At 73.5% G+C, this 17,267-nt stretch carries 14 protein-coding genes; 5 read left to right on the forward strand and 9 right to left on the reverse strand.

What is annotated here, in order from left to right:
• Positions 1-41: 41 nt before the first annotated feature.
• Together SPRI_RS26055 and SPRI_RS26060 are read right to left on the reverse strand one after the other, a co-directional pair.
• A complete protein-coding gene (locus SPRI_RS26055; protein WP_005318394.1) occupies positions 42-1,325 on the reverse strand; it encodes an MFS transporter in 1,284 nt (427 codons plus the stop codon).
• Between the two features lie 54 nt (positions 1,326-1,379).
• Positions 1,380-2,000, reverse strand: coding sequence for a hypothetical protein (locus tag SPRI_RS26060; protein WP_053557372.1), 621 nt, complete (start codon positions 1,998-2,000; stop codon positions 1,380-1,382).
• A 94-nt stretch (positions 2,001-2,094) separates the two neighbouring features.
• On the opposite strand from SPRI_RS26060, the gene npdG reads away from it, so the two are divergent.
• Positions 2,095-2,814: an NADPH-dependent F420 reductase gene (gene npdG / locus SPRI_RS26065; protein ID WP_005318396.1), complete on the forward strand. Its 720-nt coding sequence runs from the start codon at positions 2,095-2,097 to the stop codon at positions 2,812-2,814.
• Positions 2,815-2,939: 125 nt separating this feature from the next.
• Positions 2,940-3,131 (forward strand): hypothetical protein, encoded by a 192-nt coding sequence (locus SPRI_RS26070; RefSeq protein WP_005318398.1) that lies wholly within the window; start codon positions 2,940-2,942, stop codon positions 3,129-3,131.
• A 4-nt stretch (positions 3,132-3,135) separates the two neighbouring features.
• Here the strand turns inward: SPRI_RS26070 and SPRI_RS26075 are convergent, their stop codons facing one another.
• Positions 3,136-3,936 (reverse strand): site-2 protease family protein, encoded by an 801-nt coding sequence (locus SPRI_RS26075; protein WP_005318400.1) that lies wholly within the window; start codon positions 3,934-3,936, stop codon positions 3,136-3,138.
• Positions 3,937-4,683: 747 nt separating this feature from the next.
• Here SPRI_RS26075 and SPRI_RS26080 point away from each other — a divergent pair.
• Complete coding sequence (locus SPRI_RS26080) at positions 4,684-8,070, forward strand: BTAD domain-containing putative transcriptional regulator (RefSeq protein ID WP_053557373.1); 3,387 nt, start codon at positions 4,684-4,686, stop codon at positions 8,068-8,070.
• Positions 8,071-8,073: 3 nt separating this feature from the next.
• Here the strand turns inward: SPRI_RS26080 and SPRI_RS26085 are convergent, their stop codons facing one another.
• From SPRI_RS26085 to SPRI_RS26100, 4 genes are all read right to left on the reverse strand, one after another.
• Positions 8,074-8,904 carry an ABC transporter permease gene (locus SPRI_RS26085; RefSeq protein ID WP_005318404.1) on the reverse strand — a complete coding sequence of 277 codons (831 nt, stop codon included), beginning with the start codon at positions 8,902-8,904 and terminating at the stop codon, positions 8,074-8,076.
• Positions 8,901-9,902 carry an ATP-binding cassette domain-containing protein gene (locus SPRI_RS26090; RefSeq protein ID WP_037774824.1) on the reverse strand — a complete coding sequence of 334 codons (1,002 nt, stop codon included), beginning with the start codon at positions 9,900-9,902 and terminating at the stop codon, positions 8,901-8,903. Before SPRI_RS26090 ends, SPRI_RS26085 begins: the two co-directional genes overlap by 4 nt.
• A 102-nt stretch (positions 9,903-10,004) precedes the next feature.
• Positions 10,005-10,646: a hypothetical protein gene (locus tag SPRI_RS26095; protein WP_005318408.1), complete on the reverse strand. Its 642-nt coding sequence runs from the start codon at positions 10,644-10,646 to the stop codon at positions 10,005-10,007.
• The gene (locus SPRI_RS26100) at positions 10,643-10,993 is read right to left on the reverse strand and encodes a hypothetical protein (protein WP_037774826.1); all 351 of its coding nucleotides are present in this window, start codon (positions 10,991-10,993) and stop codon (positions 10,643-10,645) included. The genes SPRI_RS26095 and SPRI_RS26100 overlap by 4 nt, the downstream gene beginning before the upstream one ends.
• Before the next feature lie 154 nt (positions 10,994-11,147).
• On the opposite strand from SPRI_RS26100, the gene SPRI_RS26105 reads away from it, so the two are divergent.
• Positions 11,148-14,363: a CHAT domain-containing protein gene (locus tag SPRI_RS26105; RefSeq protein WP_159039485.1), complete on the forward strand. Its 3,216-nt coding sequence runs from the start codon at positions 11,148-11,150 to the stop codon at positions 14,361-14,363.
• A gap of 91 nt (positions 14,364-14,454) precedes the next feature.
• Here SPRI_RS26105 and SPRI_RS26110 read toward each other — a convergent pair whose 3' ends face one another.
• Together SPRI_RS26110 and panB are read right to left on the reverse strand one after the other, a co-directional pair.
• Positions 14,455-14,817 (reverse strand): cupin domain-containing protein, encoded by a 363-nt coding sequence (locus SPRI_RS26110; RefSeq protein ID WP_005318414.1) that lies wholly within the window; start codon positions 14,815-14,817, stop codon positions 14,455-14,457.
• A gap of 135 nt (positions 14,818-14,952) precedes the next feature.
• Positions 14,953-15,813, reverse strand: coding sequence for a 3-methyl-2-oxobutanoate hydroxymethyltransferase (gene panB, locus SPRI_RS26115; protein ID WP_005318416.1), 861 nt, complete (start codon positions 15,811-15,813; stop codon positions 14,953-14,955).
• A gap of 419 nt (positions 15,814-16,232) precedes the next feature.
• Between panB and SPRI_RS26120 the strand changes: the two genes are divergently transcribed.
• Positions 16,233-17,180, forward strand: coding sequence for an endonuclease/exonuclease/phosphatase family protein (locus tag SPRI_RS26120; protein ID WP_374987845.1), 948 nt, complete (start codon positions 16,233-16,235; stop codon positions 17,178-17,180).
• Positions 17,181-17,267 lie beyond the last annotated feature (87 nt).

A 17,267-nucleotide genomic window follows, 5' to 3' on the forward strand; every position in this document is an offset into this window, starting at 1 on the left:
GTGGGGAACAAGCGGCCGCAGGCGCCACGCGCCCCCAGGCGTCACGCACCCGCACTCGCCGCCGACCGCCGCGCCACCGCGTCCTCGTCCGTCTCCGCGTCGTACGTGATCAGCTTCGGCAGCACCGCCGCCAGCGCCCCCACCGCCACCACGCACGCCACCCCGCCTCCCCAGATCGCCGGGCGCGTGCCCGTCCAGCCCGCCATCGCGCCCGCGCGGACCTGGCCGAGCTGCGGGCCGACGCTGTACGAGAGGACCTCGATGCCCGCCAGGCGGCCCCGGAGGGACTCGGGGATCGTCTGGTTCCAGATCGTCGAGCGGCCGAGGCCGCTCAGCATGTCGCCGGCGCCCGCGAAGGCCAGGCACAGCAGCACCAGCCACACGTTCGAGAACCATCCCGCCGCGGCCACCGCCAGCCCCCAGCCGGCCGCGCCGAAGACCACGAAGAGGCCGTGCCGGCGCACCCGGGACGTCCAGCCGCTGGTGAGGCTGAGCAGCACGGAGCCCACAGAGCCCGCCGCGTACATCAGGCCGAGGGCCCACTCCGCGTCCAGGTCGTCCGCCAGGAAGGGGAAGACCGTGTGCGGGAAGGCCAGCACCATCGCCGCCAGGTCGATCGCGTACGTCCCCAGCAGCACCGGACGCGACCAGGCGTACCGCGCGCCCTCGGCGATGCCCCGCAGGGACGGCTTCTGCGCGTCGTGCGCCGGTGGCGCCGCCTCCAGGCGCAGGCACAGCAGTACGGAGACGGCGAAGCCGACGACGGTGAGCCCGTACGCCGTCGCGTGCCCGGCATAGGCGACGACGACGCCCGCCACGGCCGGACCGGCGATCGCCCCGGCCTGCCAGCGGATGGCGTTGAGCGCCGCGGCCGCGGGGAGCTGGTCGTGCGGCACGATACGGGCGATCAGCGAGTCCAGGGCGGGGCGCTGGAGTCCGGCACAGGCCGAGACGCCCGCGGCCACCAGATACAGGGGCCAGAGCATCGGCTCGGGCAGCGCCGCGTTCACGAGCAGGATCAGCGCCAGCAGGCCGAGACCGGCCTCGGTGCCGAGGATCACCTTGCGCCGGTCGACGGCGTCCGCGAGGGCGCCGCCGTAGAGGCCGAAGACGATGAGCGGTACCAGCTCGACCGCGCCCATCGCACCCACGGCGAGCGGGGAGCCGGTCAGATCCTTGATCTGGAGCGGCAGCGCGATCATCGCCATGAAGCTCGCGAAGTAGGTGACGAGCCCTTGGATCCACAGAAGCCGGAAGCCGCGGGACGTACGCAACGGGGAGAGATCGGGCAGCACGGCGGCGAGCTTGGACGGCTTGGAGGTCACGGGTGGCCATGCTCGGGCCGCTGATGGCCCCGGGCAACCGATTTTCCCCCGCTGTCACCACCGGGCCGGCGGCGGTGACGTCAACTGGTCCGCGAGACGCGACAAGCGGTCCCTGAAACGCGACCTGCCACGCGGCGTCGGCACGCTGTTCTCGCCGGCCGCCGCGCTCACCAGGTGCTGCACCGTGTCGATGTCGATCTCGGCCGCCCCGTCCGCGTGGTCGGGGCCCGGCACCGTGAGCGCCTCGTGCGCCAGTCCGTGCACCTCGGGGTCGCCGCCGTCGAGGGCGAGGACCGTCGCCCCGGCCCGGCGCGCGTCGTGGACCCGTTCCAGCAGGCCCTGGTCGGGTGCGGCGGGGGCCACCAGCAGCAGGGTCTCGCCGCGCCGGGCAGCCTCGAGCCTGCCCAGCCCGACGGCCAGATGCGCCGGGTCGCCGGCGACCACCCGGTGCCGTACGAGCGTCGGGGCGAGCTCCGGCTGTCCCGACCACGCCGCCTCGTCGACCAGGTGGGCGGCCATGTGCCACGGCTCGTACTGCCGTGTCCCCACCAGCAGCAGGCCGCCGCCGTGCGGCACCACGGAGGAGCGCAGCGCCCCGGCGAACCGGCGGGCCGCCGCGGGCCATTGGGTCCCGGCGAGGACCTCGCGCAGCAGCGCGACGCGTACGGCATCCATGGCCCTGCATCCTGCACCGCACGGCGGTCCGGTGCGGCCCGGTCGGTCACGGCTCACCCGTTCGGGAGGCAGTACCGCGAAGTAAGGTCGGGCCATGACTACTACTGGTAATGAAAGTCCGGGCTCCGCGCCCAAGGCGCCCGCCAAGGACCCCTGGGACCTCCCCGACGTCTCGGGTCTCGTCGTCGGCGTCCTCGGCGGCACCGGCGACCAGGGCCGGGGGCTGGCCTACCGGCTGGCCAGGGCCGGCCAGAAGGTGATCATCGGTTCCCGTTCCGTGGAGCGCGCCGAGGCCGCCGCCCAGGAGCTGGGCCTCGGCATCGAGGGCGCGGACAACGCGGAGTGCGCGCGGCGCAGCGACGTGGTGATCGTGGCCGTGCCGTGGGACGGGCACGCCAAGACGCTGGAGACGCTCCAGAAGGAGCTCGTCGGCAAGCTCGTCGTCGACTGCGTCAATCCGCTCGGCTTCGACAAGAAGGGCGCCTACGCGCTCAAGCCGGAGGAGGGCAGCGCCGCCGAGCAGGCCGCCGTCCTGCTGCCCGACTCCCGGGTGACGGCGGCGTTCCACCACCTGTCCGCCGTGCTGTTGCAGGACGAGTCGATCGAGGAGATCGACACCGACGTGATGGTGCTGGGCGAGGTCCGCGCCGACACCGACATCGTGCAGGCGCTGGCCGCCCGTATCCCGGGCATGCGGGGCGTCTTCGCGGGCCGCCTGCGCAACGCCCACCAGGTCGAGTCGCTGGTCGCCAACCTGATCTCGGTCAACCGCCGTTACAAGGCACACGCGGGGCTGCGCGTCACCGACGTGTAGGGCCGTCCGGGCGCAGCCGGGCCCGCGGGGCGAGGGCGCGCGCGGGGGAGCGGACGGGCAGGGGGACGCATGGGGGACACTGGAGGGGCCGAACCACCCGCAGGACCCGACAGGAGCCGTACCCCATGCCCCGCCTCGCTCTCTACTCCTTGGCAGTCTGCGCCCTCGCCGTCGTCGCGGCGGTGGTCTCCTTCGTGCAGGGCATGTGGCTCGGGGTCGTCTGGGTGCTGCTCGCGGGCCTCTCCTCGAACATGGCCTGGTACTACCTGCGCCGGGCGAAGGCGGAGCGGGCCGCCGCGGGGTCCCGCTCCGCCTGACGCGTCAGGCGCGGACCGCGCAGAACTCGTCCTGGCCGTTCCAGAACTCGAACAGGTCACGGCCGCAGTAGATGCCGAGCTCGTCCACCCCGAGGGCCTGCATGATCCCGTACACGGCGTCGAAGAACATGCCGTTGACCTCGGGGATGAACAGGACGACGAAGACGATGATCAGGCCGAACGGGGCGATCGGCTCGACCTGCCGGCGCACCTTGTACGACAGCCAGGGCTCGATCACGCCGTAGCCGTCCAGGCCGGGGACCGGCAGGAAGTTCAGGATCGCGGCCGTGACCTGGAGCATCGCGAGGAACGCCAGCGCGAAGCGGAACGCGACCGGGACGCCGTCCAGCGCGCCCAGCCAGAACGGGGCGGTGCACACGGCGGCGAACAGCACGTTCGTCAGCGGTCCCGCCGCCGAGATCAGACTGTGCTTCCAGCGGCCGCTGATGCGGTTCCGCTCGATGAACACCGCGCCGCCCGGCAGACCGATACCGCCCATGATCACGAAGATGACGGGCAGCACGATGCTCAGCAGGGCGTGCGTGTACTTCAGCGGGTTCAGCGTCAGATAGCCCTTGGCGCCGACGGAGATGTCGCCGCCGTGCAGCGCGGTGCGGGCGTGCGCGTACTCGTGCAGGCACAGCGAGACGATCCAGGCGGAGACCACGAAGAGGAAGACGGCCAGCCCCGGGCTGGCCGCGAAGTCGGTCCACACCGCCCAGCCGGTGACCGCCATCACCGCGGCGATCCCGAGGAAGACGGGACTGATGGCGCTGTGGCTGCGGCTCCTGGCGGCGGTGGTCATGGACGCGGCTCCTGGGGTGGGTGCGGGCGGGTGTGCGGAGTAGACCGTACCGGCGCCACGGGGTCAAACGTCCCGGGGCCGTTCCCGGTTCCTGCGCCTGCCCCGCGGGGCGGCGGCGACACGGGTACGGCGGTCCGGGTCGGCCGGCACCCGGCACGGGGCCGGTACGGGACCGGCACCGGCACGGTGGTCTTCGGGCGGCACCCGGTGCGGCGCACAGGGCACGTCGGCCCGGCGGCGTACCGGGCCCGGGTCGGGGCCGCCGGCACCAGCACGGTGCTCCGTGCGACGGGCGGCGTCCGCCACGGTGGCGGGAGCGCGGCGGCCCGGCGGCGTACCGGGCGCGAGGTCGGCACAGGGCAGGCACCGGCACGGCGCTCTGCGCGGTGGCATCGGGCGCGGCGCACAGGGCTCGGCGGCCTGGCGGCGTACCGGGCGTGAGGTCGGCACAGGGCAGGCACCGGCACGGCGGTCTGCGCGGTGGCTCCCGGTGCGGCGCACAGGGCGCGGTGGCGCGGCGGCGTACCGGGCGTGAGGTCGGCACAGGGCAGGCACCGGCACGGCGGTCCGCGCGGTGGCACCAGCGCGGCGGCACAGGGCTCGGCGGCCCGGCGGCCGTACAGGGTATGGGGTCGGGTCGGCCGGCACCCGGTGCGGCGCTCCGTCCGGCGGGCGGCAACGGCGCGGCGGCAACGGCAGGGGCGCCGGGCGCGAGTCGGTGCGGGTCGGCGCAGGGACAATGGGCCGGTGCGCTATCTCCTGCTCGGTACCACCCAGGCCGTCCGCGACGACGGCACGCCCGTCCCGCCCGGCGGCGTCCGGCTGCGTGCCCTGCTGACGGCGCTCGCCCTCCGGGCGGGGCGGACCGTCCCCGTGGACGTGCTGGTCGACGAGGTGTGGGACGGCGACCCGCCCGCGGATCCGGCCGGAGCGCTGCAGGCGCTCGTCGGCAGGCTGCGCCGCGCGCTCGGGCCCGCGGCCGTCGCCCTGGCCGACGGCGGTTACCGGCTCCGCGCCGACCCCGACGACGTGGACCTCCACCGGTTCGACCGGCTCACCGGCGAAGGCACTCGGGCGCTGGAGGAGGGCGACGCGGCCAAGGCGGCGTCACTCCTCGACGACGCCCTCGCCCTGTGGCGGGGACCGGCGCTGGCCGACCTGCCGGACCGCACGGCTGCGCAGGCACGGTGGGAGGCCCGCAGGACGGACGCCCGCCGCGCGCGGATCGCCGCGGCGCTCGACCTCGGCGGCGCCGAGGAAGCGGGACCTGAGCTGCTGGCCCTGTGCGAGGCGCATCCGCTCGACGAACGGCTCCAGGCCCTGCGGATCCGGGCGCTGCGTGCCACCGGCCGGTCCGCAGAGGCCCTGGCTGCGTACGAGGAGGTACGCCGTGAGCTGGCCGAACGGCTCGGCACCGACCCCGGCCCGGAACTGGCCGCACTGCACGCCGAGTTGCTGAACCCGCCGGCACCGGTCGCCCCCATGGGCAACCTCCGCGCCCGGCTCACCAGCTTCGTCGGCCGCGAACCCGAACTCCGCGAGATCCGCGACGACCTGTCCCGGGCCCGGCTCGTGACGCTGCTCGGACCCGGCGGCGCCGGCAAGACGCGGCTGTCCCAGGAGGCCGCGGAACTGGCGGCCGCTCAACCCGGCAGCCCCTGGCCGGACGGTGTCTGGCTGGCCGAACTCGCGCCCGTGGACGACCCGTCGGCCGTACCCGAGGCGGTGCTCACGGCGCTCGGCGCCCGGGAGACGGTGCTGCGCGGCGCGGGCGCGGAGGAGCTGCGTGCCGCGGACCCGCACGGTACCGACCCGCTCGTGCGTCTCACCGATCACTGTGCCCGGCGCCGCATGCTGGTGCTGCTCGACAACTGCGAACACGTCGTCGGGGCCGCGGCGCTGCTGGCGGAGCGCCTGCTCGGCAGCTGTCCCGGTCTGACGATCCTGGCCACCAGCCGCGAACCGCTCGGCGTCCCGGGCGAGCTGCTCCGCCCGGTGGACCCGCTGCCGGACGCGCCGGCGCTGCGGCTGCTGGCCGATCGGGGCGCGTCCGTGCGGCCGGGCTTCCGGGTCGACGCGGACGAGGAGACCGCCGCCGCGGCCACGGAGATCTGCCGCCGCCTCGACGGGCTTCCGCTCGCCATCGAACTGGCCGCGGCCAGGCTGCGGATGCTCACCCCGCGCCAGATCGCCGACCGTCTCGACGACCGCTTCCGTCTTCTGACGAGCGGCGCCCGTACGGTGCTGCCCCGTCAGCAGACGCTCCGCGCGGTCGTCGACTGGTCCTGGGACCTGCTCACCCCCACGGAACGGGCCGTCCTGCGCCGTCTGTCGGTCTTCGCCGGCGGCTGCGACCTCGCGGCGGCCGAGGCGGTCTGCCCGACCCCGGTCCCGACTCCGAGCCCCACCCCCGTCCCGGGCAGGGCCGCCGCCGGAGGGGAGCGGCCCACGGCGTCCGGGACCTCCGCGTCGCCGGAGGGCGGCGGGACCGCCGAAGTGAGTGGGGACGCCGGCGACATCGCCGGTGCGATCGGCGCCCTTGTCGACAAGTCGCTCGTCGTCGCCGAGCCGGCCGCCGACGGACGGATGCGCTACCGGCTGCTCGAGACCGTCGCCGAGTACGCCGCCGAACGGCTCGACGAGGCGGGGGAGCGGGCCGGGGCCGAGCGGCGGCACCTGGTGCACTACCGGGAGCTCGCCCGCACCACCGACCCCCTGCTCCGCGGCCACGGCCAGCAGGCCGCCCTCGACCTGCTGCGGCGCGAGTACGAGAACCTGCGCACCGCCGTGCGGCGGGCGATCGCCGCCCGCGACGAGCACGAGGCCCTGTGCCTCGTCGTCTCGCTGGCCTGGTACTGGCACATGCAGGATCTGCGCGCCGACGCCCGCCAGTGGACCCAGGCCGTGGCCGCCCTGCACCCCGACCCCTTCGCGCCGCCCGTGCGCCCCGCGCCGCCGCTCACCGAGCGGTGCACGGACTCGCCTCCGCCGCTCACACCCGAACTGCTCGAAGAGGCCCGGCGGCAGGCCGCGCTGATCCGGATGGTCAACATGGACCACGGCACAGAGAACTGGACCACTCCGGAGAAGCTCCCCTGGCTGGCCCGCGTCGTCGATGTCTACGACGCGGGCCAGCCGCAGAGCTGCCGCTTTCCCGCCTCACTGTGGTTCTACGCCGTACTGATCACGGGCGACGGCGACCAACTGCGCCGTGTCCTCGACCGGACGGTGCGGGTCGCGGAGGAGTACGGCCCCGAATGGGAGCTGGCCAACGCCCTTCAGTGGCGGGCCAACATCCTGGCCAACCGCGGCATGTGGGCCGGCGACGCCCACCGCGACGCGGACCGCAGCCTGCAGATCTTCGAACGGCTCGGGGACGCCTGGGGTATGGCAGAGGCGCTCTCGTCCCGCGGCGAGGCCCATGAGCAGCGGGGCGACTACGAGGAGGCCGCCGCCGACTACCGCGCGGCCGTCGAGTACGCCGCCGTGCTCGGCGCCAGGGGCCAGGCGCTCCTGCTGCGGGCCCGCCTGGCGAACATCCTGTTGGAGACCGGCCGGGGGGAGGAGGCGGAGATCATCCTGCGCGAGGTGGTCTCCGCCGGACACGACACCGGGTACGAGGCCAGGTCACTGGCCCGGGCGCTGCTCGCGACGTGGCTCGGCCGCTCCGGCCGCACCGACGAGGCACGCAGGGAGCTGGAGACGCTGCGCCGGGAGCTCAGGAGCGACACCCTCGCCATCTTCGAGGGCATCGTCATCGGCTCCCTGGCCTGGCTGGACACGGTCGACGGCCGTTATGCGAAGGCTCGCGAGGGAGTCCGTACGGCACTCGCCTACGCCATGGAGCCGTTGTCCATGGTGGTCGCCCCCCAGATTCCTTCGGTGCACCTCCTGACGGCGGCCCGTGCGATCGCCGGCGAGGGTGACGCCCTGCTCGCGGCCCGGCTGCTCGGCGCGCACGAAGTGCTGCTTCCGCCGCGGCACTTCATGGCCTCCATGGAGCGGGAGAACCGCCGCCTCGCCGAGGACGCCGCCCGCGCCGCCCTCGGGGACGCCGCCTTCGAGGAAGCGTACGCCGAGGGCGGCAGCCTCACGTTGGAGGAGGCCGCCGCCCTGGTGCACGGGACGGAGTGAACCTCACGCCTTCTTACGGAACCTGGCGATCGCAAGGGGTGCCGTCACCACCGTGATGGCGGCGGCCCACCCCAGCGTCATCCACACCGAGTGGGCCACGGGCCCGCCGTTGACGAGCGCGCGGGCCGCGTCCGCGAGGTTGGAGAGCGGGTTGTACTCGGTGAACGACTCCAGCCAGCCGGGCATGGTCGACGGCGGTGTGAAGATCGACGACCCGAACTGCAGCGGCATCAGTACCAGCATCGCCATCCCCTGGACGGCCTGCGCCGTCTTCATCGTGAGCCCCAGCAGGATGAAGATCCAGGTCAGCGACGCCCCGAAGACCAGCGAGAGCCCTACGGCGGCGAGGAGCTCGAGCACGGAGGTCTTGATCTCCAGCCCGAGCAGGAAGCCCACGCCGAGCAGGATCGCGATGGCGACCAGCATCCGGCCCACTTCGACGACGATCTTCGCGACGAGGACCGACGACCGGGCGATGGGCATCGTCCGGAACCGGTCCATGACGCCCTTCCTGAAGTCGTCGTTGATGCCTGTCCCGACGGCCATGGCGATGCTCAGGCCCATCATCGCCATCAGACCGGGGACCACGTAGTTGACGTACACGTCCTGGTTCCCCTTGCCGGAGATCGCGCCGCCGAAGACGTACACGAACAGCAGGGTGAAGACGACGGGCATCAGCAGGACGTCGAACATCGACTCAGGGTCCTGCCTGATCTGCATGATGTTGCGGCGCACCAGGGCGCCGATGTGCCGCAGGTTGGCCCGGAGGCCGATCCGGCCCTCGTCCCGGACGGGCCGTGCGGTGGCGGGGGCGGTGACGGTTGCCGCGTTCATGCCGCGACCTCCTCGGGGATCGTGGTGCCGACGGGTGCGGGCGAGGTCTTGCCGCCGGTAATGGCGAGGAAGACCTCGTCCAGGCTCGGCAGATGGGTGCCGATGTGCGCGATCCGGAAGCCGTGGGTGCTCAGCACCCCGACGACCGCGGTCAGTTGCTCGTCGCTGAGGATCGGTACGTACAGCTGTCCTTCGTCCGGCACCGCGGACACGCCTCCGACGCCGTCGAGCCCGGCCTCGGCCACTGCCCGTGCCATGGCGGCGAGTTGTGCCGGGTCGCTCGGCCGGATCTGCAGTGTGCGCCCGCCGACCTTGGCCTTCAGCTCGTCCACGGCGCCGCCCGCGATCACCCGGCCGCGGTCGATGACGGTCACCTCGCTCGCGAGCTGCTCGGCCTCTTCCATGTACTGGGTGGTGAGCAGCACGGTCGCGCCCTCCGCGACCATCCGCCGCACCTCTTCCCAGACCTCGTTGCGGGTACGGGGGTCGAGCCCCGTCGTCGGCTCGTCCAGGTAGAGCACGGCCGGCCGGCCGATCATGGAGGCGGCGAGGTCCAGCCGGCGCCGCATACCGCCCGAGTACTGCCCGGCGGGCCGCCTGGCGGCCTCGGTGAGCGAGAAGCGCTCCAGCAGTTCCTCCGCGCGGCGGCGGGCGTCCTTGCGGGACAGGTCCAGCAGCCGCCCGATCATGTAGAGGTTCTCCCGCCCGGACAGCTTCTCGTCGACCGAGGCGTACTGGCCGGTGAGCCCGATGCTGCGGCGCAGCTGACGGGGCTGCCGCACCACGTCGCAGCCGGCGACGGTGGCGTGGCCGGCGTCGGGGACGATCAGGGTGGAGAGGCAGCGGACGAGGGTGGTCTTGCCCGCGCCGTTGGGCCCGAGGACCCCGAGGACCGTGCCTTCGCGGACATCCAGGTCCACCCCGTCGAGCGCCTTGGTCTCCCCGTAGTGCTTGACGAGGCCCCGTACCTCGACGGCGTTCTTGTCGATTCGCGTCATGGGGACCACGGTGTCCGACCGCGCCGACAGACCGCCGACGTGCCGTCGACACCCGGCCGACAGCCCGCCGACGCGGACCCGTCGGAACGTCGCTGCGCGCGCCTACGGGCAGGTGCCGGTCACGGCCATGTTGTCGACCGACGCGAGCGGGATCCCGACCGGAGCCGCCCGCCCGGCCACGGACAGCCGCACCGTGCCGCCGTCCGCCGACAACAGGGCGCCGCAGGTGGTCCCTGTACCGTGCGTGACCTTCAGGAACGCGGGCCTGGCGGCGGGCGCCCACCAGGTGAGCGCCGTGCCGGCGAAGAGCAGCACGAGGGCCACCGCCACGGTACGGCGGGCACGGGTGAGCTGCCGGGCCGCCGATATCGCCGTCGCCACCTCGAAAAGGTCCACCGACCCGTGATCATGGTGGATGCCGGCCAGGGTCACCGTCAGCGGCCGGTTCCCCGCCTGCGCCGCCAGAGCGTGCCACAGACCCACCACGGCCAGGGCCAGTCCGCCGCCGATCAGCACGGTGACGGCCACCCGCCAGCCGAAGGGCAGCTCGGCGGTGGTGCCCCGGCCCTTGATCACGATCGCCGCGCCGATCAGGGTGATGAAGGCCGCGAGACCGTTGCGCCACGCCTCGGCGCTCGCACGCACGGCCGGCAGCGACTCGCGCACCAGTTCCCTGAACCGGTCCCGCTCCGCCAGGTCGGCCGCGCTCGGCGGACCGGCCGGCCTGCGGGGCCGCAGGTTCACACGATGTCCAGTTCGAGGCGGAAGCTGGCGCCGCATCCCGTCAGGCCCTCCGGGGCGTCCACGTGGGTGCTGCCGCAGCCGCAGGAGACGTCCAGCACCACGGTCTCCACCGGGTCGGCGTCCGCGGAACGGCCGACCCCGCCGGTTCCGGTGAGCGCGACCGAGACCTGACGGTCGACGATGTGGTGGGCGCAGCGGGGACACGGACCGGCCACGACGAAGCCGTACACGTCGCCCGAACCGTGCGGCGACACCGTGAGTTGCCCGGCCTCGAGCAAGTCGTAGGCGCGGTCGGTCAGTTCACGGTCGGTGGTGGCGAGATAGGCAGGGGCCGCTGCGTCGGACATGGCCACACTGTAACGAGCGCCGGTTTACCTTGAGTGCTGTTCGCACCACTCAGGGCAAGGGGGGCTCATGGCGGTCGGCAACGGCGGGGGCAGGGCAGGGGGCGACGGCGCGGGGGAGGACCGCGGGCGTCAATTACTCCTCCAGGGGATGGACTTGGACCGCCACGGTCGTACCGAGGAGGCGGAAAAGCTCTTCAGGGAGGCGGCCGAGGGATACGCCGACTTCAACGGGATGTACAACCTGGCTCTGGTGGCGGAGCGCACCGGCCGGATCCGCATGGCCCGTCTCTGGTACACCGAGGCGTTCCGCCACGGGCATCCGGAGGCCGCCAACAACCTGGGAGTACTGCTGTTCAACCAGGAGGACCCCGACGCGGTCCACTGGTTCCGGATCGCCGCCTCGACGGGCCATCCCCAGGCCGTCGCCAACCTCCGGCGAGTGGAAGCCGCCGCCCCCCCTCCTCCGGTGGACCCGGAGACGGCGCCGGTGGCGAAGTACCTGAATGCGGAGGCGGCGTTCAAACGGTTCGAGGCGACGGGCGACGACGCGTCCCTCGTGGCGGCCGTCAACATCACCCGGGACGGGGTGCGCCTGGCACCCGAAGGACATCCGGCACGGGCGGTCCTGCTCGGCGCACTGCGCGGAGTCCTGCGCTACCGCTACGACTTACGGGGCCACACCGCCGACCTGCGGGAGGCGGCCCTTGTCGCGCTGGAGGAACTGTCGGCCCGCGCCCCGGACGATCCGGTGCGTACGAAGGCCGCAGAGGCCGCCGTCGGGATTCTGCGCGACCTGTCCCAGGTCACCGGTGACGCGGAGCCGGTGCGTCGCGCCGTGGACATCGGCAGGCAGGTGCTGACGCGGCCGGGCGGTGACGAGAAGGCACGGGCCGACCTCGAGGCGGGTCTCTGCGGCGCCCTGATGTCGCTGGCCGTCCAGCACACGGACACGGGCGACGGCGGTGCCGCCGCAGCGGACGCCGAGGCCACGATCGACGGATACCTCGACGAGGCGGTCGCGCTGGGGCGCGCGGCCGTCGAGCGTCTGCCCCCGGACGATGCGGTGTCGCGCATCAATCTCGGGGCGGCGCTGCACATGCGGGGCTCGCGCGGAGGTTCACCGGACGACCTGGACGAGGCGGTCGCCCTGTTGCGGGCGGCGGCGCGGACGGCGGAGAACCCCAGGAACCGGGCCGACGCCGCCACCAACCTCGCGTCGGTGCTGCGCAGCCGGGCCTCGCTCACCCGCCGGTCGCAGGACCGGCGCGAGGCCGACGCGGTGGCGGACGAGGCGCGGACCGTGCTGCGGGAGTCACCCGCGGACCATCCGCGGACGCTCATGTACTCCCTGTTCGCGGCCGGCGGCTCCGCCACCTCCGAGGACGCCCGCCGTGCGCTGGCGGCCGTGTCCCGCTCACACGCCTTGCGACCGAAGCTGCTGGTCCGGCTGGCCACGGCGCTGGAGGAGGAGGGTGACCGGGACGGCGCGGTCGTCGCGGCCAGGGAGGCGACGGCCACCGCGGTGAGCAGCGAGAGCACGGTCGAGTCGCAGCGGCTCCTCGGCTCTCTGCTGCTGCGTTCGCACGACGACGGCGGGCCGGACCGCGCGGAGGTGGAAGAGGCCGTGGCGGCCTTCACGGCGGCGGTCGCGGCATGCGAGGCGACGGACGTGGACCGCGCCGACGTGCTGATCGGTCTGGCGGTGGCGCTGGTGAACCGCCTCCGGTTCGCACCGGACGGCCCCGACCACGAGGCGGCGCTGACGGCGCTCCGGGAGGCGGCCCACGCGGTCGGCTCCTCGCCCGGGAGCCGTCTGTCCGCCACCCGGATGTGGGCGGGCCTGGCCCACGAGGCCGGCGACACCGCCGACGCGCTGGTGGGGGCGCGCGCCGCGGTCTCCCTGCTGCGGGACATCGGCTGGACCGGGCTGGAACGCCCCGACCAGGAGCAGGCCCTGCGCAGCGGTGCCGCGATGCCGAGGGAGGCGGCTGCCCTGGCGATCACCGAGGGCCGGCCCGAGCTTGCCGTGGAACTCCTGGAGCAGGGGCGTTCTGTGCTGTGGCGTTCCACCCTGCACCTGCGCGGCGACCTCGCCCTTCTCGCGGCCCGGGAGCCCTCCCTCGCGGCGGAGCTGGAGAGCGTCCGCTCCGCGCTGGACGGCGACGAGAGGGCCGATCCGGAGACCCGGATGCGGCTGGCCCGCCGCTGGACCCGGCTGTGCGACCGGGTCAGGAGCCTGCCCGGCTTCGAACGCTTCCTCGCACCGCCCGAGTTCGGCGAACTCGCTCCCGCGGCGGCCGAGGGTCCCGTGGTCGTCGTCAACATCAGCTCCATCCGCTGCGACGCGATCCTGGTGCTGCCGGGGGGACGGGTCGACGTCGTACCGCTGCCAGGCGTCGACTTCCGCAGCGCCGACAGCGTCTGCAACACCTACCTGGAGCACCTGGGGGACGCGCTGGCACCCGGTGCCACGGGCCGGATCCGGCAACGCGCGCAGCACACCGTCCACGACACCCTGGAATGGCTGTGGGAGAAGATCGCCCGGCCGGTGCTGGACCGGCTGGCCCTGCCGTACCGGTCAGAGGCGCCGCCGCGGATATGGTGGTGCCCCACGGCCTCCTTGGTGTCGTTGCCGCTGCACGCGGCGGGGCGTTACCCGCGCACCCGCGCCGACCGGACCGAGCCGGTCGGACTGCCGTACGCGGTGGTGTCGTCCTACACCACGACCCTCGCCGCACTCGCCGACGCCAGGGGGCGGCCGGCCGCCGGCGATCCCCGGCTGCTGGCCGTGGGCCTGTCCGACACCCGGCGGGGCCACACGCCCCTGCCGGGAGTTCCCGAGGAACTACGGGGACTGCGTGACGCGCTCGGCCCCGAGCGGCTCAGCACACTGGCCGACGACGCGGCCACCGTGGCGGCGGTGCGGGAGCGACTGCCCGGACACCCGTGGGCGCACTTCGCCTGCCACGGCCGACTGGACATGAGCGCACCGGTGACGTCGGGCCTGTGCCTGCGCGACGGCGACATGAACGTGCTCGACTTCGCGGAGCTCCGACTGACCGGTGCGGACCTGGCGTTCCTCTCCGCATGCCATACGCGGCTGGGCGGTGGGCAGTTGCCGGACGAGGCCATCCACACCGCGGCCGCGCTGCGCATGGCGGGCTTCCGCCACGTCGTGTCCACCTTGTGGTCCGTCCAGGACCGGGTCGCGCCCGCCGTCGCCGCCGCGTTCTACCGGAACCTCGAAGCCCCGGGCGCGGCGCGGTCGGCGGGTGCCGCAGTGGCCCTGCACCGTGCCGTCGCCGAACTGCGCGACGCGGACCCCACGAACCCGATGCTCTGGGCCCCCTTCGCGCACGACGGCCCGTAGCGGAGACGTCGTGCCAGGAGCAGGCCGCCGGCGCTGCCGGCGGCCTGTGGGTCTTGCGGAGAAGGCCGCTGGTCGCGGAGAAGGAGAGCGGTCAGGGCTTCGCGTAGTCGCCGAAGCCGAACCAGTCGAGCACCACGCACGGCTCGTCGCCGACGACCCAGGCGTCGTGGCCCGGCGCGATCGAGATGAAATCGCCGGGGCCGGCCTCGCCGGTCTCGCCGTCGTCCATGACGATCTTCATACGGCCGCTGACCATGTACCCGACGTGCGCGGCCTGACAGCTGTCCGTTCCCGCGATCGGCTTGATGTGGGTGGACCAGCGCCAGCCCGGCTCGAACACGGCACGGCCGACCGGTCCTTGCTCGGTGTTGATGACGTCCAGCTTCCCCTTCCCGTCCTTGAACGCACGGGTCTCGTCAGCCGAGTCGAAGTTCTTGCTCACTATTGCGGCCATGATGTCCCGCCTCCCGGCGGTGTGGGTGCTGTCCCCGAGGCCATCTCTCACATTACGCCGACAGCCCGCCGACGGGGGAAGATCGGCGGGCTGTCGTCTGTGCCGGGAGTGGCTTCTCGCGGCCGGGGGCGTGACTCAGTGGAAGCTGTGCTCCTCCGCGGGGAACGCGCCGCCCGCGACGTCGTCGGCGAACGCCTTCGCCGCGTCGCCGAGGGTCTGCCGCAGGTTCGCGTACTGCTTGGTGAAGCGCGGCACCTTGCCGCCCGTCAGGCCGGCCATGTCGGTCCACACCAGGACCTGGGCGTCGGTGTCGGGCCCGGCGCCGATGCCGATGGTGGGGATGTGCAGGGAGCGGGTGACCTCGGCGGCGAGCTCGGCCGGGACCAGTTCGAGCACCACCGCGAACGCGCCCGCGTCCTGGGCGGCCTTGGCGTCACGGATCAGCTTGTGGGCGGCCTCGTCGCTGCGGCCCTGCACCCGGTAGCCCATGGTGTTCACGGACTGCGGGGTCAGTCCCAGGTGGGACATGACCGGGATGCCGGACTGCACGATCAGCTCGGTCTGGGCCAGCGAACGCTCGCCGCCCTCCAGCTTGACCGCGCCGACGCCCGCCTCCTTGACCAGCCGGGTCGCGTTGCGGAGGGCCTGGACCGGCCCTTCCTGGTACGCGCCGAAGGGCAGGTCGCCGACGACGAGGGCGCGCCTGGTGCCCCGTACGACGGCGGCGGACAGGAGGGTCATCTCGTCCATCGTGACGGGCACGGTGGTCTCGTAGCCGAGGTGGCAGTTGCCCATCGAGTCGCCCACGAGGACCACGGGGATCCCGGCCTCGTCGAAGACGGACGCCGTCATGGCGTCGTAGGCGGTGAGCATGGGCCACTTCTCGCCGCGCTCCTTGGCGGCGGCGATGTCATGCACGGTGATGCGGCGCGACTGCTTGCCGCCGTACAGCGCCTTGCTGCTGTCGGTGGCCTTCCGGGCAGGCTGAAGCGTCATGAGTATTCGGCTCCTTCGTCATCTCGAGGCGCCCTGACGGCGTCCCCGGATCGCCTCCCATGGTGGCACTTCATGCCACCCGGGGAAAGAGGACCCCCTCACACCGGCGTCGGGCCCCCGGGACACGCCGCGGCTGTGATGTGAAACGCACCGAGTGTGCCCGTTCTGTCACAGCCTCCGCGCCGGGCCCCGCCGCAGGAACCCGGGCGTGCGCTCCCGTCGTCATCGAGGCAGAACGGCCGTCCCCGGACGGCAGGACGACCACCGGTCATCGCCTAGGGTCCTAAGGACGGCGGCGAGGCCGGGCGTGACAGCAAGGCAGTGAGGACAGCTCTATGGCGCAGGCGTACACGGCGGACACGGGGAACGGCACAGCCCGGACGCGGCCCACCGGTTCCTTTGCCGGCAGAATCCGGCGGATGCCCGAGCGGTGGCGCGGCGACCGGGGGATCTGGCGGCGCGGCGTCGTCCTCGCCTTCTGCGCCGTGCTGGTCGCCCTGCTGATGATCCTGCACGCCCACATCCCCAACCGGATCGGCAACCTCGGCAGCCTGACGGAGACCTTCCTGCCGTGGTTCGGTGTGTTCGTCCCGCTGATCGCCGTCGCCGGGGTGCTGCGCCGCTCGGCCACCGCGTTGATCGCCGTGCTGCTGCCGCTCGTCGTGTGGCTCAACCTGTTCGGCGGGCTGCTGGGCGAGTCCGCGGCCACCGGCGGCGATCTGACGATCGCCACGCACAACGTGAACGCGGACAACCCGGACCCCGGGGGCACCGCGGAGGACGTCGCCGCGGCCGGGGCCGACGTCCTCGCGCTCCAGGAACTGCCGGCCGGTCAGGTGACGGCGTACGAGGAGGCCCTGTCCGCCACGTACCCGCACCACGCGGTCGAGGGCACCGTGGGGCTGTGGAGCAAGTACCCGCTGACCGACACCTCCCCCGTCGACATCCGGATGGGCTGGACCCGCGCGATGCGCGCCACCGTGGCGACGCCCGGCGGTGACGTCGCGGTGTACGTCGCGCACATGCCGTCCGTCCGCGTGAAGCTCCACGCGGGCTTCACCGCCAACCAGCGGGACAACAGCGCCGACGCGCTGGGTGAGGCCATCGCCCGCGAGCGGCTGGACCGGGTCGTGCTGCTCGGCGACCTCAACGGCACGATGAACGACCGTTCCCTGAACGCCGTCACGTCCCAGATGCGCTCCACGCAGGGCGCGGCGGGCGACGGCTTCGGCTTCAGCTGGCCGGCGGCGTTCCCGATGGCGCGGATCGACCAGATCATGGTGCGCGGCGTGGAACCGGTGTCGTCGTGGACGCTGCCGCGGACGAACAGTGACCATCTGCCGATCGCGGCCCGCGTGGACCTGTGACGTTGCTCGCAGTATGGCGCTCCCCGTGACCGCGCCCGGCCCTCGGGGCCGGGCGCGGACGCCTGTCCGGGGGGTGGGGGGAACATC

This window comes from Streptomyces pristinaespiralis (genome assembly GCF_001278075.1).
GTDB classification, from domain to species: Bacteria; Actinomycetota; Actinomycetes; order Streptomycetales; family Streptomycetaceae; genus Streptomyces; species Streptomyces pristinaespiralis.

Excerpts from the sequence above, each read along its gene's own strand:
- SPRI_RS26060 (WP_053557372.1), bottom strand. The coding sequence starts at position 2,000 with ATGGATGCCGTACGCGTCGCGCTGCTGCGCGAGGTCCTCGCCGGGACC.
- npdG (WP_005318396.1), top strand. The coding sequence starts at position 2,095 with ATGACTACTACTGGTAATGAAAGTCCGGGCTCCGCGCCCAAGGCGCCC.
- SPRI_RS26070 (WP_005318398.1), top strand. The coding sequence starts at position 2,940 with ATGCCCCGCCTCGCTCTCTACTCCTTGGCAGTCTGCGCCCTCGCCGTC.
- SPRI_RS26075 (WP_005318400.1), bottom strand. The coding sequence starts at position 3,936 with ATGACCACCGCCGCCAGGAGCCGCAGCCACAGCGCCATCAGTCCCGTC.
- SPRI_RS26085 (WP_005318404.1), bottom strand. The coding sequence starts at position 8,904 with ATGAACGCGGCAACCGTCACCGCCCCCGCCACCGCACGGCCCGTCCGG.
- SPRI_RS26090 (WP_037774824.1), bottom strand. The coding sequence starts at position 9,902 with ATGACGCGAATCGACAAGAACGCCGTCGAGGTACGGGGCCTCGTCAAG.
- SPRI_RS26100 (WP_037774826.1), bottom strand. The coding sequence starts at position 10,993 with ATGTCCGACGCAGCGGCCCCTGCCTATCTCGCCACCACCGACCGTGAA.
- SPRI_RS26110 (WP_005318414.1), bottom strand. The coding sequence starts at position 14,817 with ATGGCCGCAATAGTGAGCAAGAACTTCGACTCGGCTGACGAGACCCGT.
- panB (WP_005318416.1), bottom strand. The coding sequence starts at position 15,813 with ATGACGCTTCAGCCTGCCCGGAAGGCCACCGACAGCAGCAAGGCGCTG.
- SPRI_RS26120 (WP_374987845.1), top strand. The coding sequence starts at position 16,233 with ATGCCCGAGCGGTGGCGCGGCGACCGGGGGATCTGGCGGCGCGGCGTC.